The following is a 14,936-nucleotide window of genomic DNA, read 5'->3' as shown; positions in this document are numbered from 1 at the left end:
AGTCACGCGTCGCGGGTACCGACCACGACGGTGGCCGCGCCGAAGATCGCCGCGACGATGACGACGAAGTAGAACAGCGACCCCATCGGACCCCACGGCATCGCGAAGGTGGGGAACAGCCACTGCACGTCGGCGAACACGAAGGCGTTGCCGAACGGCAGGAACGGGCCGATCCTCGGGCTGACGCTCGGCAGGTTGCCCAGGATCGGTTCGACCACCAGCGGCCACAGCAGCAGGACGGCGACCGCACCGGCCGCGTGCCGCAGCAGCGCACCCACCGCGACCCCGAGCACCGCGGCGACCGCGGCGAAGACCGCGAGCGCGATCGCGAGCCGCCAGACGCCGGGTCCGGCGAGGGACAGGTCGGCACCGAGCATCGGGTCGGCGAACAGCCGGGCCACCGCCACCGCCGCGACCACCAGGACGGCCGTGTACACCGCGGAGAACGACGCCGCCACAACCGCTTTGGCGACCAGGACGAGCGTCCGGTTCGGCGTCGCGGCGAACGTGGTCCGGATGGTCCCGCTGCGGTATTCGCCCGTCACGGTCATCGCGGCCACCACCATCAGCAGCGGCACGCCGAACACGGCGACGCCCATCGCGGCCTGCTGCGGAGCCAGACCGGCCGCGCCGTACGCCGTCGCGCCCTGCAGTGCGGCCACGCCGAGGCTCAGAGCCGCCGCGGCCATCGCCGACCACAGCGGCGAGCGGATGGTGGTGAGCTTGATGCGCTCGGAGTTGAGCACCGCCAGCCGGGACACGTTCGCCGTCATCGGTCCGCCGTCCGGTATTCGACCTCGTCGTCGGTGAGCTTCAGGTACGCCTCCTCGAGCGAGGCTCGGTGAGTGCTCAACTCGTGCAGGGTGATCGCATTGCGGGCGGCGAGTTCACCGATCACGTCGATGGCGGCGCCGCGCACGGCCAGCGACGCGCCGTCCGGCCCGACCTTCGCCTCGATGCCCGCCTCCGACAGCAGCCCCGCGAACTTCTCGAGCTGCGGGCTGCGTACCAGCACGGTGCCCGAACCGGATCCGGAGACGAACGAGGCGACGTCGGTGGCGGCGATCAGCTTGCCGCGACCGATGACCACCAGCCGGTCGGCGGTGTTAGCCATCTCGGCCAGCAGGTGACTGGAGACGAACACGGTCCGGCCCTCCGCGGCCAACGCGCGCATCAGCGTGCGGACCCACCGGATGCCCTCGGGATCGAGTCCGTTGACGGGCTCGTCGAACAGCAGCACCGCCGGATCGCCGAGCAGCGCGACGGCGATGCCGAGGCGCTGACCCATGCCGAGCGACAGCGTGCCCGCGCTCTGATCGGCGACCGACTCGAGTCCCACGACGTCGAGCACCTCGTCGACCCGCGTGACCGGTATGCCGTTGGCGGCGGCGATCCAGCGCAGGTGGTTGCGCGCCGAGCGGCCGGGGTGCACCTGCTTCGCGTCGAGCAGCGCGCCGACCGTGCGCAGCGGATCGGTGAGGTCTCGATAGCGCTTGCCGCCGATGGTCGCGGTGCCCGACGTCGGCCGGTCCAGCCCGAGGATCATCCGCATCGTGGTGGTCTTGCCCGCCCCGTTGGGGCCCAGGAAGCCGGTCACCACGCCGGGTTCGATGGTGCACGTGAGGTCGTCGACCGCCCGGGTGCGGCCGAAGCTCTTGGTGAGTCCCGACAGCTCGATCACGGTGTCGATGATTTCAGCTCACCCGCGCCACGACGAGGTCCGCCACGGCGCGCATGCCCGCGGCGTTGGGGTGCAGGGGCGCGGGACGACCCGGCCGCGGCAGCCCGACGCGGGTGGTCCACGGGTCGGCTGACCACGCGTGATGGTCGACGCTGGCATCGGCCGCGCCCACCACCTCGCACCCTGTGTCGGCGGCCGCGGTTTCGGTGAGCCGCTTCAGCGTGTCGGCGATCCGTCTGCCGGTGTCGGCGTGGGCGTCGGACAGCGGCGGCGCCGGGGTCCCCGCGGGCGGCAGCAGCGTCAGGTAGTCGACGAACAGGATCCGGGCGTCCGGCGCCTTGGCGCGCAGTTCATCGCCGACCGCGGTCAACGCCGTCAGCACCTGGTCGAGCGCCTCGTCCCGGGCCGCGGGGTCGAGCATCTCGCGCACCTTGCCGCCGAGCAGCGGCAGCGACGTCGCGAACCGCGGGAGACCGGCGGCGAACAGGAACGGGACATACCCGACGTCGTTGCCGCCGATCGTCACGGTGATCAGCTGCTCGGTGCCGTCGACCTCCGTGATTTGCGGTGGCGTGCCGCGCTGCACCTCGTGCAGCACGTTCGCGGTGGTGGCGCCGGAGAACGTGACGTCGACGAGGTCGTGGCCGAGGCGCGCCGCGACCAGGTGGGCGTAGTTGACCGCCGAGCGGCCCGAGCCGAACGGTGCGCCGGGCGCCTTGGGCCGGATGCCCGGGCCGGCCGCCATCGACGAGCCGAGCGCGACGTAGCGACCCGTCACGGCGTCATCGGGCTGGAGGCCTGCGCCCAGTACCGCTTGGGGATTCGGCCGGCCTGACGCGCGAGGTGGCCGGCCTGGACGGCGGCGGCCATCGCGGCGGCCATCAACTGCGGATGCGTCGCCCGGGTGACCGCGGTCGCCAGGAGGACGGCGTCGCAGCCCAGCTCCATCGCCAGCGCGGCGTCGCTCGCGGTGCCGATACCCGCGTCGAGGATCACCGGCACGCCCGCGCGGTCGACGATCATCTCGATGTGGTGCGGATTGGCGATGCCGAGCCCGGTGCCGATCGGCGACCCCAGCGGCATGACCGCCGCGCAGCCGACGTCCTCGAGGCGGCGCGCCAGCACCGGATCATCGTTGGTGTACGGCAGCACGACGAACCCGTCGTCCACCAGTTGCTCTGCGGCACGGACCAATTCGATCGCGTCCGGCAGCAGGGTGCGCTCGTCGGCGATCACCTCGAGCTTCACCCACTCGGTGCCGAGCGCCTCGCGTGCCAGCTGCGCGGTGAGCACCGCCTCCGCGGCACCACGACATCCCGCCGTGTTGGGCAGCGGGGTGATGCCGAGTCGGTTCAGCAGGTCGAGCACGCCGGTGCCGCTCTCGGCGTCCACCCGGCGCATCGCGACCGTGGTCAACTCGGTGCCCGACGCGACGAGCGACTCCTCGAGCACGGCGAGGTTGGCCGCCCCACCGGTGCCCATGATCAGCCGGGAGCCGAAGCTACGACCGGCGATGACCAATTTCGTTTCCCGGGTCGCTGCGCTCCTGCCCTCCGAGTTCGACGACTCAACCACCCTGCACCGCCGTCACCACTTCCACCGTCGCGCCGTCGGACAGCGCCCGATCCCACTCCGACCGCGGCAGCACCGCCCAGTCGATCGCCACCGCAATCCCCTTGTCCGGCAGTCCGAGCGTGCTCAACAGTGTTGTCACCGTGGCGTTCTCGTCCACCTGCACGTCCTCGCCGTTCACCCTCACGATCACGCGGACACTCCCACCGTCAACTCCGCGGCGATCCGCTCGGCCGTCCACGGCGCGAGCAGGAAGCCGGACCGACCGTGGCCGGTCGCCACCAGCGTGCGGTCGTCGAGTCTGCCGACGATCGGTAGGTTGTCCGACGTCATCGGCCGCAGTCCCGCCGCCGTCTCGGCCAGCTCGTACTCGCCGAGCGCGGGGACCACCTCGCACGCGTCGTCGAGCAGATCCCGCACCCCGGACACGGTGGGGGCGGTGTCGCGGCCGTGTTCGTACTGTGTGGCGCCGACGACCACGCCGTCGGGCCGCGGCACCAGGTACACCTGCCTGCCGTGCACGCGGGCGCGAATCACCCGCGTCGGCACCGGCATGCACCCCCGGCGCCAGCGCAGCCGCAGCACCTCGCCCTTCACGGGACGGACGTCGAGGCCCGGCCACAGCGTGGGCGCGTCGATGCCGTTGGCGAGCACCGTGACGTCGGCGTCGCGCGTCTCGTCGAGCGACTCGACCGGCGGCGCCCACCGAACTCCGAACGCCTCGCAGGCCTCGGTCAGCGCGGCGAGCAGGACGCGATTGTCGACCGCAAGTTCGGTCTCGGCGACGAACCCGTGCCGGATGCCCTGGGCCAGCAGCGGTTCGTGATCGCGGGCCGCCCGGGTCGGGGTGACGGGATGCCCCTGGGCGGCGAGCCACTCGCCCACCGTCGCGAGGTCGGCGGCGTCGGCGCGGTCGACGGCCACCACCAGCGACTCGCGTGCGGTCACCACGGCGTCGGGCAGCCCGGTCAGGTAGTCGTCGTGCCACAGCCGCAGCGACTCGAGCCCGATCGCGAGCAGCCCCTCCTCGCCCGGCCAGCCCTCGCTGTGCGGGGCGAGCATGCCGGCGCCCACCCACGACGCACCTCGGACGTCGGCGCGGTGCACGCGGACCGACCGGCCGTCCCGCGCGGCGCGCCGGGCGATGGACAGCCCGATCACACCGCCACCGATGACGGCCACCTCGTGCGACGACATTCCGTCCTGCTCCCTTCGCCGGCATGACCCGCTTCAGGTTACCCAGGGGGACGCTAGCTTGGGCGTGTGCGACAACCCCGCGAACGGCTCCGGTCCGCCCAGCTGTACCTCTGCACCGACGCCCGCCGGGAGCGCGGCGACCTCGCGGAATTCGCCGACGCAGCGCTGCGTGGCGGCGTCGACCTGATCCAGTTGCGTGACAAGGGGTCGGCGGGCGAGCAGCAGTTCGGACCGCTGGAGGCCCGCGGCGAACTCGCCGCACTCGAGGTCCTCGCCGACGCGGCCCGCCGCCACGGCGCGCTGCTCGCCGTCAACGACCGCGCCGACCTCGCCCGCGCGGCGGGCGCCGACGTGCTGCACCTCGGACAGGACGACCTGCCGCTGCTGGTGGCCCGCGACGTCGTCGGCCCCGGGCCGCTGATCGGACGGTCCACCCACGACGAGGCCCAGGTGGCGACGGCGGTGACCGAGGAGGTCGACTACTTCTGCGTGGGCCCGTGCTGGCCGACGCCCACCAAGCCCGGCAGGCACGCGCCCGGCCTGGACCTGGTACGCCACGCGGCCGCGTCGGCCGGGGACAAGCCGTGGTTCGCGATCGGCGGGGTCGACGCCGAGCGGCTGCCCGCCGTGCTCGAGGCGGGCGCCACCCGCATCGTGGTGGTGCGGGCCATCACCGCCGCCGAGGACCCCACCGCCGCGGCGGCCGAGTTGAAGGCCGCGCTCAGTCCTGCCCGGTGACCAGCAGCGGGATCACCGCGGTCAGCGCGCGCAGCCGGTCCCAACTCGCCGCGAAGCCCGGGTGCAGCGGCAGCCCGTCGACGTCGTCCTCGGCGACCCACCGCAGCTCCGCGCTCTCCCGGTTGGCCCGGGTGGGCAGCATCTCGCTCGCGTCGGCGATCACGGTGGTGTAGCTCCACGCCGGACCGGACGGGCCGGGCACCTCCGAGGTGACGACGGACTTGCGCACCGTCATCAGGTCGGCGGTCAGGCCGGCCTCCTCGTTGGCCTCGCGGACCGCCGCCTCCTCGGGCGTCTCGTGGCTGTCGCGGGCACCGCCGGGCAACCCCCACGTCCCGCCCTGATGGCTCCACACCGCGCGGTGCTGCAGCAGCACCGCCGCGCTGCCACCCGGCCACGGAGCGCGCAGGAGCAGACCCGCCGCCCCGTAGCGACCCCAGAAATGAGCACCGTCGTCCGACAGCACCCAGCCGTCACCGTCACCTCGCACCACACCAGGATAGAAACCCCATCGAAACGTGCACGTGTCCCGGATATCCACCACGTCGCGCCGGGAACTCTTAGACTTCTTTCATAGAATTCGGAACACCCCTACCGGCCGCCGGAAAGTCGAGGTCCGCGCACAGGTGACTGTGGAGTTGGCGCACCCTTCCACCGAACCTCTGGCGTCGCGGTCGCCGACCACACCGGCCCACCCGCGTTGGTGGTTCCTCTGGACCACGCCCGGACGCATCCTCACGATCGGCGTCGTGCTGTCGACGTTGGTGATGGCATCCGCGTTCGCGACGTCGACGACCATCAACGACCGTCAGCAGGCGCTGACCACCGTGCTCGACCACACCGAACCGCTGGCGTTCGCCGCCGGCGAGCTGTACACGACGCTGTCCGTCGCCGATGCCGCCGCCGCCACCGCGTTCATCGCCGGCGCCGAGCCGCGGCCCGTGCGGCAGCGCTACGAGCAGGCCATCACCGACGCCGCCGTCGCGCTCACCCGGGCGTCCAGCGGCCTGACCGACGAGGACATGATCCAGCTGCTCGGCCGGATCAACGCCCAGCTGGCGGTGTACACCGGCCTGGTCGAGACGGCGCGGACCAACAACCGCGCCGGCTATCCCGTCGGCTCGTCCTACCTGTCCGAGGCGTCGTCGCTGATGCAGACGCAGATCCTCCCCGACGCCCAGCGGCTCTACGAGGACACCTCGCAGCGGGTGGACTCCGAGACCACGGCGTCGACGAGGATCCCGGCGCCGGTGATCCTGGTGGTGCTCGCCACGATCCTGTTCGGCGTGTTCGCCAACCGGTGGCTGTCCCGGCATACCCGCCGCCGCGTGAACGTCGGCTTCGTGGTCGGCGGGCTGGCCGTGCTGGTGATGATCGTCTGGGTGGGGATCGCGCTGATCATCTCGACGCTGGACAGCCGCAGCGCCAAGAGCACGGCCGCCGAATCGCTCAAGACCGTGACCACCATGGCGATCACCGCCCAGCAGGCCCGCGCCGACGAGACGCTGTCGTTGATCCGGCGCGGTGACGAGGGCGTCCGCAAGCAGTCCTACTACCAGCGCATCGACACCATGCAGCAACAACTCTCGACGTACCTGAACCGGGACGACGCCATCGACAAGACCGACCTCGTCGACGCCGAACAGTTGCTGCGCCGGTGGCGCGCCGCCGACGACCGCATCAACGCCTACATCGCCGTCGGCAACTACCAGGCCGCGACGCAGGTGGCGCTCGGCACCGGCGAGGACGATTCGACGCCCGCGTTCGACAAGCTCGACGCCGCCCTCAGCAAGGGCATCGCCGAGAGCCGTCAGCAGCTGCGCAGCGACATCGTCAACGCGCGGCGGGTGCTGTCCGGCGCGACCGTGGGCGCCGCCGTGCTCAGCGTGATGGCCGCACTCGCGGTGGCGCTCGGACTGTGGCCGCGGCTCAGCGAGTACCGGTGACCGCGATGCGCAGGGTGCTCGCCGCCGTCGCCGCCGTGGCGCTGCTCGCAGGGTGCAGCGAATCCGCGCCCGCCCTCAACACCCCGAGCGTCACGCTCGCACCGCCGACGCCCGCCGGCATGGAGGAGGCGCCGCCGGCCCCCGTCCAGGCGCCGGTCGCCGACGAGGACGACTGCACGGCCAGCCTCCGTCCGTTCCCCACCCGGTCGCAGGCCGAGGAGGCGGTGCAGAACATCCGCAACCGCGGCAGGCTCATCGTCGGCCTCGACATCGGCAGCAACCTGTTCAGCTTCCGCGACCCCATCACCGGCGAGATCACCGGCTTCGACGTCGACATCGCGGGCGAGGTGGCGCGCGACATCTTCGACACGCCCTCGCAGGTGGAGTACCGCATCCTGTCGTCGGCCGACCGCGTGACAGCGCTGCAGAACAACCAGGTCGACATCGTCGTCAAGACCATGAGCATCACCTGCGCCCGCAAGGAACTGGTCAACTTCTCCACCGAGTACCTGTCGGCGAACCAGCGCATCCTCGCGCCGCGGGACTCGCCGATCGCCCAGACATCGGACCTGTCCGGCAAGCGGGTGTGCGCGGTGAAGGGCACCACGTCGCTGCAGCGGGTGCGGCAGATCGACCCGCCGCCGATGGTGGTAGAAGTCGTCACGTGGGCCGACTGCCTGGTGGCGCTGCAGCAGCGGCAGGTCGACGCCGTCAGCACCGACGACACCATCCTCGCCGGCCTGGTGGCGCAGGATCCGTACCTGCACATCGTCGGCGACAGCATGAACTCCGAGCCCTACGGCATCGGCGTCAGCAAGGACAACGACGACCTGGTGCGGTTCGTCAACGGGACGCTGGAGCGCATCCGCCGCGACGGTACGTGGAACACGCTGTACCGCAAGTGGTTGTCGGTCCTCGGCTCCGCGCCGTCGCCGCCCGTCCCGAGGTACGAGCGCTGATGGCCGACGACGTGGACGACGACGACTACCCGGGCACCCAGCCCGCCGACGTGATGGCCTACGACTCGCTGGCCACCATGCGGCCGATGGCGACCCAGGCCGTCTTCCGGCCCGACTTCGACGACTCGACGGGTAGCGAGCGCGCCACCACCGTCGAGACCGAGCCCCGCGACCAGACCATCGCGATGACGCGACGGTGGTCGCCGTACCGGCGCCTCGGTGGCGGCCTGGTCGAGGTGCCGCGGGTACGCGCCCGCGACCCGCTCGCCGCCCTGATGAAGAACCCGGTGGTCGCCGAGGCCAAGCGGTTCTGCTGGAACTGCGGCAAGCCCGTCGGCCGGTCGACGTCCGACGGCGCGGCACTGTCGGAGGGCTGGTGCCCGCACTGCGGCAGCCCGTACTCCTTCCTGCCGCAGCTCGCACCCGGCGACATGGTGGTCGACCAGTACGAGATCAAGGGCTGCATCGCCCACGGCGGACTCGGCTGGATCTACCTCGCCTTCGACACCAACGTGAACGACCGCCCCGTCGTACTCAAGGGCCTGGTGCACTCCGGCGACGCCGAGGCGCAGGCCATCGCGATGGCCGAGCGGCAGTTCCTCGCCGAGGTGACGCACCCGGCGATCGTGAAGATCTTCAACTTCGTCGAGCACGACGACAAGCACGGCGATCCCGTCGGCTACATCGTCATGGAGTACGTCGGCGGCACGTCGCTCAAGCAGGTCAAGGGCAAGAAGCTGCCCGTCGCCCAGGCCATCGGCTACATGCTCGAGATCCTGCCCGCACTCGCGTTCCTGCACACCAGCGGCCTGGTCTACAACGACCTCAAGCCCGAGAACATCATGGTCACCGAGGAGCAGCTCAAGCTGATCGACCTCGGCGCGGTGTCGCGGATCAACTCCTACGGATTCCTCTACGGCACACCGGGTTACCAGGCGCCCGAGATCGTGAAGACGGGCCCGACGATCGCCACCGACATCTACACCGTCGGCCGCACCCTCGCCTCGCTGACCCTGGACCTCAAGACGCGCGACGGCCGCTACGTCGACGGCCTGCCCGAGGACGATCCCGTTCTGACGCAATACGATTCGTTTCACCGGTTGCTGCGGCGCGCGATCGATCCCGACCCGCGGCGCCGGTTCGCGAGCGCCGAGGAGATGTCCAGCCAGCTGATCGGCGTGCTGCGCGAGGTGGTCGCCCGGGACAGCGGCGTCCCGCGGCCCGGCCTGTCGACGGTGTTCAGCCCGTCGCGCTCCACGTTCGGCGTCGACCTCCTCGTCGCGCACACGGACGTGTACCTCGACGGCCAGGTGCACTCGGAGAAGCTGACCGCGCAGGAGATCGTCCGGGCGCTGCAGGTGCCGATGGTCGACCCGGCCGACGTCGGCGCGACCGTGCTGTCGGCGACGCTGCTGAGCCAGCCCGTGCAGACGCTGGACTCGTTGCGCGCGGCCCGGCACGGCGCGCTGGAGTCCGAGGGCATCGACCTGTCCGAGTCGGTGGAGCTGCCGCTGATGGAGGTACGGGCGCTGCTCGACCTCGGCGACGTCGCGAAGGCCAACCGCAAGCTCGACGACCTCGCCGACCGGGTCGGCTGGCGGTGGCGCATCTCGTGGTTCCGCGGTGTGGCGCAACTGCTGTCGGCCGACTACGACGCCGCGATGAAGCACTTCTCCGAGGTGCTCGACACCCTGCCCGGCGAGCTGGCCCCCAAGCTGGCGCTCGCCGCCACCGCCGAGCTGTCCGGCGCGTCCGACGAGCGCTCGTTCTACCGCACGGTGTGGTGCACCGACAACGGTGTGATCTCCGCCGGTTTTGGCCTGGCGCGGGCACAGTCGTCGGCCGGTGAGCGCGACGCCGCGGTCAAGACGCTCGACCAGGTACCGCCCACCTCACGGCACTTCACCACCGCCCGCCTGACGAGCGCGGTCACGCTGCTGTCCGGCCGGTCCGGCAGCGAGGTCACCGAGCAGCAGATCCGCGACGCCGCCCGGCGCGTGGAGGCCCTCCCCGACACCGAACCCCGCGTGCTGCAGATCCGGGCGCTGGTCCTGGGCACCGCGATGGACTGGTTGGTGGACAACACGGCCAGCACCAACCACATTCTTGGCTTCCCGTTCACCGACCACGGGTTGCAACTCGGCGTCGAGGCGTCGCTGCGGGGACTCGCTCGGCTGGCGCCGTCACAGGCCCACCGGTATGCGCTGGTCGACCTGGCCAACAGCGTGCGCCCGCTGAGCACGTTCTGATTTGGCGGCCCCGCTCCGTGGGCTGTATCTTTGCGCGCGGCCCGATTCCAAGATCAGGAAGCACCTCATGCGCGCGAACGTCGCTCACCGCACCCGCACCGTCCGGCACCGCACCCTCCGCCCGATGGCAGGACAGCTCTTCGAGGTCACCGTGACTCGCGACGGCGGCCTGTTCGAGGTGGCCATCCCCGAGATCTCCGCGGTGGTGCACGTCGTCCGCCGCGCCGACGCCGAGGCCACCGCCCGCGAGTGCATCGCCGTCCGCACGGGCATCCCGATCGGCTTCGTCGCCGTGTGGGTACGCGACTAGTTCGTCCGGGCCCTCGAGTGTGTGGGTTCTGAATGCGAACGCCGAGTAGCGGTGCGCACAACCCCCACAGTCGACGAGTCAGATCGGGCAGCCCGCCGCACGTAGCTTCTCCAGGACCCGCCTGACGATCACGTCGGGCCTGGTCATCAACTCCGCGCTGACCCGAACCGCTGCCCACCTCCGCGACTCCAGCATCGCGATGCGGTCGATGTCCCACGATCGCTGTCGGCGGTCCGACCAGTGCTGGACCCCGTCGTACTCGACCGCCACCCGCCATTCGCGCCATCCCATGTCGACCCGCACGCGGACCCTGCCGTAGCGGTCGAGGAACTCGATCTGAGTCTCCGGCCTCGGCAAGCCGGCACGAACGAGCAGCAGTCGCAGCGCGGTCTCCCGCGGAGACTCCGCGCCGCCGTCCATCTCCTCGATGGCGGCACGGAGCATCCGCACGCCACGGGCCCGCGGGTGCCGATCGGCGAGCGCCAGGACCGCCGCCCCGTCTAATCGCGTGGCGTGGGCGAGCGCGTCGAGGTGGACGATGCCCTGATCGCCGCGGATGGTGCGGCCGATGTCGAAGGCAGTGCGCTCCCGTGCGGTCAGCCGCATGCCGTCCACCACGCAGCACTCGTCGGGCTCGAGCGCCATGGTGTGGCACAAGATGCCCGAGGGACCGTGTCGGTCAACGCGATTCAACTCGGCCGGCAGGTCGGCGTCGATCCACTTCGTACCGTGGACCGCAGCGGCCGACAAACCCGTCAGCACGCAGTTCCCGTCCGCCCACAGCCATGCGGCCCGCGCACGGGTCAGGGCGGTGACAGGCGCACGCTTCGCCACGTAGACGTTGCGGTACACCGCGCGGAAGTCCTTCTGCAGGCGGCGAGCCGTGACGTCGCCGCGGCGCACCGCTTCTCGTCCGAGGAAGGGCCAGTCGTCGTGTTCCATGGGAGCGACGCTGAAGCCGACGTCGGACACCGCGCGGCCGTGACCGCGCGCAGTGGCAGCATGCTGTGGACGAAACCCGCTCTGGGGATGACCGGCTAACCCACCACCGACGCGCACGCCCGCGCGATCGCGAGTTCCTCGTCGGTGGGGATGACGAGCACCGTGACCGGCGACGAGTCCGACGAGATGCGCCGCGGCCCACGGTCGGGGCCGTCGTTGCGGTCGTCGTCGAGTTCGATGCCCAGCGTCGCCAGCCCGCTCAGCGCGTCGCGCCGCACGATCGCGTCGTTCTCCCCCACGCCCGCGGTGAACGTGATGACGTCGGTCCTGCCCAGCAGCGCGAGGTAGGCGCCGACGTACTTGCGGAGCCGGTGGATGTAGACGTCGTAGGCCAGGCGTGCGTCGGCGTCACCGGCGTCGATGCTGCGGTGCAACTCGCGGAAGTCGGTCTCCCCGCCGAGGCCACGCACGCCGGACCGCTTGTTCAGCATGGTCTCGATGTCGTCGACCGACATGCCGGCCTCGCGCCAGAGGTACACCAGCACACCGGGATCCACGTCGCCGGACCGCGTGCCCATCACCAGCCCCTCCATCGGGGTCAGGCCCATCGAGGTGTCGATCGGCCGCCCACCGGCGACCGCCGACGCCGACGCCCCGTTGCCGAGGTGCAGCACGATCTGGTTCAGCGACTCCAGCGGCACGTCGAGGAACGTGGCCGCCTGCTCGCTGACGAACTGGTGCGACGTGCCGTGGAACCCGTAGCGGCGAACGTGCCACTGCGCGGCCACCTCCCGGTCGATCGCGTACGTCGCGGCCGCCGCGGGCAGGTCGTGGAAGAACGCCGTGTCGAACACCGCGACGTGCGGCAGGTCGGGCAGCATCGTGCGCGCCACCTCGATGCCGATCAGCGCCGGCGGGTTGTGCAGCGGGGCGAGCGGCGAGAGTTCCTTCACCTTGGCGATCAGCGCGTCGTCGACCACCGTCGGCCGGTGCAGATCCGGCCCGCCGTGCACCACCCGGTGGCCCACGCCCACCAAACCGAGCGACTCCAGGTGGTGGCCGTCCTCGGCGAGCTGGTCGAACGCCGTGCGCAGCGCCGCCTCGTGGTCGGGTGGCCCGCCGGCGTCCCCGATGCGTTCGACGATGCCGTCGGCGCGCTGTCGACCCGAATCCGGTTCCACCACCGCGTACTTCAGCGACGACGACCCGCAGTTGAGCACCAGCACGGTGCGGTCGGCGGTCACAGCGCCTGCGCCTGGATCGCCGTGATCGCGACGGTGTTGACGATGTCCTCGACCAGCGCTCCCCGGGACAGGTCGTTGACGGGTTTGTTGAGGCCCTGCAGCACCGGCCCGATCGCGATGGCCCCGGCGCTGCGCTGCACCGCCTTATAGGTGTTGTTGCCGGTGTTGAGGTCGGGGAAGATCAGCACGGTCGCGCGTCCGGCGACCTTCGAGTCCGGCATCTTGGTGGCCGCGACCGATGGCTCCACGGCGGCGTCGTACTGGATGGGACCCTCGACCATCAGGTCCGGCTCGCGCTCGCGCACCAGTTCGGTTGCCGCCCGGACCTTCTCGACGTCGGCGCCGGTGCCCGAGGTACCGGTGGAGTACGACAGCATCGCCACCCGCGGCTCGATGTCGAACTGGCCTGCCGTGCGTGCCGACGAGATCGCGATGTCCGCCAGCTGTTCCGACGTCGGGTCCGGCACGATCGCGCAGTCACCGTAGGCCAGCACCTCGTCGGCCAGGCACATCAGGAAGATGCTCGACACCGTCGACACGTCGGGCAGCGTCTTGATGATCTCGAACGCCGGCCGCACGGTGTGCGCGGTGGTGTGCTTGGCGCCGGACACCATGCCGTCGACCATGTCGTTGTGCACCAGCATGGTGCCGAAGTACGAGACGTCGTGGATGGTCTCGCGGGCCTGCTCGACGGTGACGCCCTTGTGCTTGCGCATCTCGGCGTACTGCTCGGCAAACTGGTCGCACAGCTCGCTGGTCTGCGGGTTGATCACCGTCGCGTCCGACAGGTCGACGCCGAGTTCGGCGGCACGCGCCCGCACCGCGGGCTCGTCGCCCAGGATCGTCAGGTCGGCCACCGCGCGCTTGAGCAGTCGCCCCGCCGCCTTGAGGATGCGGTCGTCGTCGCCCTCGGGCAGGACGATCCGCCTGCGGTCCGCCCGGGCGCGGTCGAGCAGCTGGTAGGTGAACATCTGCGGCGTGACGACCGTCGAGACCGCGATCGACAGCTGCTTGATCAGATCCGCGGTGTCGACGTGTTTCTCGATCAGCTCGATGGCGGTGTCCACCTTGCGCTGCGACGTCATGGTGACCCGGCCCCGGGTCTGCGCGACGGCCCGCGCGGTGTCGTAGGTGCCCAGGTCGGTCGCCACGATCGGCAGCCGCAGCCGGAGCCCCTCGACCAGCGCGGCGATCGACGGGTGCAGCGGCAGTCCGCCGTTGAGGATGATGCCCGACAGCGACGGAAACCCCTCTGCCGCATGCGCACTCGCGACGGCGAGGACGACGTCGGAACGGTCACCCGGGGTGATCACCGTCATGCCCTCGGTGAGCCGCTCGACCACGTGGTCGGCCGTCATGCCCGCGACGAGCACGCCGAGCGCCTCCCGGTTCAGCAGGTCGTCGTCACCACTGATCACCGTGCCGTGCACGGCGTCGCGGAGTTCGGCGACCGACGGCGCGATCAGCAGCGGTTCCTCGGGCAGCACGTAGCACTTCACGTCGTCGGACTGGATCCGCGCGAGCGCGGCGGCCACCGCGTCGAGTTCCCCGGGTGCGCAGCGGTTGGCGACCACGGCCGCGGTGTGCGCGTGCTGCCCGGCGATCTCGGCCAGGCACAACTCGACGACGTGCGCGACGTCCTCGGGCGTCCGGTCGGCGGCCCGCACGGTGAGGACGATCGGCGCGCCGAGGTTCACCGCGATGCGGGCGTTGACGCTCAGTTCGCTGGGCGAGGCCACGTCGGTGTAGTCGCTGCCGACGATCAGGACGGCGTCGCACCGCTGTGCCACCTGGTGGAAGCGGTCGACGATGTCGCCGAGCGCGGAATCGGGATCGTCGTGCAGCTGCTGGTAGCTGACGCCGACGCAGTCCTCGTAGCTCAGGCCCGCCGTGGTGTGCGCGAGCAGCAGCTCGAGGATGTAGTCGCGCTCCTCGCCCATGCGCGTGATGGGCCGGAACACCCCCACCTTCGCGATCGTCGCGGCGAGCCGGTGCAGGATGCCGAGCGCGACGGTCGACTTGCCGGTGTCGCCCTCGGGGGCTGCGACGTAGATGGACGTGCTGCTGGATTGCTTGCCGGGACCTTCAGCCACCCCCA

At 71.1% G+C, this 14,936-nt stretch carries 15 protein-coding genes; 5 read left to right on the top strand and 10 right to left on the bottom strand.

Features of this window, described 5'->3' with window-relative positions:
* Positions 1-2: 2 nt before the first annotated feature.
* The 6 genes from AC1MEY_RS26685 to thiO all read right to left on the bottom strand — a co-directional run bounded on the left by AC1MEY_RS26685 (position 3) and on the right by thiO (position 4,450).
* Complete coding sequence (locus AC1MEY_RS26685; RefSeq protein ID WP_480228345.1) at positions 3-773, bottom strand: ABC transporter permease; 771 nt, start codon at positions 771-773, stop codon at positions 3-5.
* Positions 770-1,681 carry an ABC transporter ATP-binding protein gene (locus AC1MEY_RS26680; protein ID WP_480228344.1) on the bottom strand — a complete coding sequence of 304 codons (912 nt, stop codon included), beginning with the start codon at positions 1,679-1,681 and terminating at the stop codon, positions 770-772. Before AC1MEY_RS26680 ends, AC1MEY_RS26685 begins: the two co-directional genes overlap by 4 nt.
* A 13-nt stretch (positions 1,682-1,694) precedes the next feature.
* Entirely contained in the window at positions 1,695-2,426 is a 732-nt protein-coding gene (locus tag AC1MEY_RS26675; protein ID WP_480231687.1) for an SGNH/GDSL hydrolase family protein, read from the bottom strand.
* A 29-nt stretch (positions 2,427-2,455) separates the two neighbouring features.
* Entirely contained in the window at positions 2,456-3,163 is a 708-nt protein-coding gene (thiG, locus tag AC1MEY_RS26670; protein WP_480231686.1) for a thiazole synthase, read from the bottom strand.
* An 85-nt stretch (positions 3,164-3,248) separates the two neighbouring features.
* Positions 3,249-3,446 (bottom strand): sulfur carrier protein ThiS, encoded by a 198-nt coding sequence (gene thiS, locus AC1MEY_RS26665; RefSeq protein ID WP_480228343.1) that lies wholly within the window; start codon positions 3,444-3,446, stop codon positions 3,249-3,251.
* Complete coding sequence (gene thiO, locus AC1MEY_RS26660; RefSeq protein ID WP_480228342.1) at positions 3,443-4,450, bottom strand: glycine oxidase ThiO; 1,008 nt, start codon at positions 4,448-4,450, stop codon at positions 3,443-3,445. Before thiO ends, thiS begins: the two co-directional genes overlap by 4 nt.
* Before the next feature lie 66 nt (positions 4,451-4,516).
* Between thiO and thiE the strand changes: the two genes are divergently transcribed.
* Positions 4,517-5,188, top strand: a complete 672-nt coding sequence (thiE, locus tag AC1MEY_RS26655; protein WP_480228341.1) for a thiamine phosphate synthase — start codon at positions 4,517-4,519, stop codon at positions 5,186-5,188.
* Here the strand turns inward: thiE and AC1MEY_RS26650 are convergent.
* Positions 5,172-5,678, bottom strand: coding sequence for an NUDIX hydrolase (locus AC1MEY_RS26650; protein WP_480228340.1), 507 nt, complete (start codon positions 5,676-5,678; stop codon positions 5,172-5,174). The genes thiE and AC1MEY_RS26650 overlap by 17 nt on opposite strands.
* A gap of 136 nt (positions 5,679-5,814) precedes the next feature.
* Here AC1MEY_RS26650 and glnX point away from each other — a divergent pair, with 136 nt between their 5' ends.
* From glnX to AC1MEY_RS26630, 4 genes are all read left to right on the top strand, one after another.
* Complete coding sequence (glnX, locus tag AC1MEY_RS26645; RefSeq protein ID WP_480228339.1) at positions 5,815-7,134, top strand: protein kinase G-activating protein GlnX; 1,320 nt, start codon at positions 5,815-5,817, stop codon at positions 7,132-7,134.
* Between the two features lie 5 nt (positions 7,135-7,139).
* Entirely contained in the window at positions 7,140-8,093 is a 954-nt protein-coding gene (locus AC1MEY_RS26640; RefSeq protein WP_480231685.1) for a glutamate ABC transporter substrate-binding protein, read from the top strand.
* A complete protein-coding gene (locus tag AC1MEY_RS26635; protein WP_480228338.1) occupies positions 8,093-10,342 on the top strand; it encodes a serine/threonine-protein kinase PknG in 2,250 nt (749 codons plus the stop codon). The genes AC1MEY_RS26640 and AC1MEY_RS26635 overlap by 1 nt, the downstream gene beginning before the upstream one ends.
* Positions 10,343-10,466: 124 nt before the next feature.
* Positions 10,467-10,652, top strand: coding sequence for a long chain fatty acid-CoA synthetase Faa4p (locus tag AC1MEY_RS26630; RefSeq protein WP_480228337.1), 186 nt, complete (start codon positions 10,467-10,469; stop codon positions 10,650-10,652).
* Positions 10,653-10,730: 78 nt separating this feature from the next.
* Here the strand turns inward: AC1MEY_RS26630 and AC1MEY_RS26625 are convergent, their stop codons facing one another.
* From AC1MEY_RS26625 to pta, 3 genes are all read right to left on the bottom strand, one after another.
* Complete coding sequence (locus AC1MEY_RS26625; protein ID WP_480228336.1) at positions 10,731-11,594, bottom strand: endonuclease domain-containing protein; 864 nt, start codon at positions 11,592-11,594, stop codon at positions 10,731-10,733.
* A 95-nt stretch (positions 11,595-11,689) separates the two neighbouring features.
* Entirely contained in the window at positions 11,690-12,838 is a 1,149-nt protein-coding gene (locus tag AC1MEY_RS26620) for an acetate kinase (RefSeq protein WP_480228335.1), read from the bottom strand.
* Complete coding sequence (pta, locus tag AC1MEY_RS26615; RefSeq protein WP_480228334.1) at positions 12,835-14,931, bottom strand: phosphate acetyltransferase; 2,097 nt, start codon at positions 14,929-14,931, stop codon at positions 12,835-12,837. The genes AC1MEY_RS26620 and pta overlap by 4 nt, the downstream gene beginning before the upstream one ends.
* Positions 14,932-14,936 lie beyond the last annotated feature (5 nt).

The sequence above is a fragment of the Mycobacterium sp. PTI7 genome (assembly GCF_056679845.1).
The sequence above is the reverse complement of the archived record's forward strand: the minus strand, read 5'-3'. Positions and strand labels throughout refer to the sequence as shown.

Coding starts and splice junctions, on each gene's coding strand:
- AC1MEY_RS26685 (WP_480228345.1), bottom strand. CDS start 773: ATGACGGCGAACGTGTCCCGGCTGGCGGTGCTCAACTCCGAGCGCATC.
- AC1MEY_RS26675 (WP_480231687.1), bottom strand. CDS start 2,426: ATGGCGGCCGGCCCGGGCATCCGGCCCAAGGCGCCCGGCGCACCGTTC.
- thiG (WP_480231686.1), bottom strand. CDS start 3,163: ATGGGCACCGGTGGGGCGGCCAACCTCGCCGTGCTCGAGGAGTCGCTC.
- thiO (WP_480228342.1), bottom strand. CDS start 4,450: ATGTCGTCGCACGAGGTGGCCGTCATCGGTGGCGGTGTGATCGGGCTG.
- AC1MEY_RS26640 (WP_480231685.1), top strand. CDS start 7,140: ATGCGCAGGGTGCTCGCCGCCGTCGCCGCCGTGGCGCTGCTCGCAGGG.
- AC1MEY_RS26635 (WP_480228338.1), top strand. CDS start 8,093: ATGGCCGACGACGTGGACGACGACGACTACCCGGGCACCCAGCCCGCC.
- AC1MEY_RS26630 (WP_480228337.1), top strand. CDS start 10,467: ATGGCAGGACAGCTCTTCGAGGTCACCGTGACTCGCGACGGCGGCCTG.
- AC1MEY_RS26625 (WP_480228336.1), bottom strand. CDS start 11,594: ATGGAACACGACGACTGGCCCTTCCTCGGACGAGAAGCGGTGCGCCGC.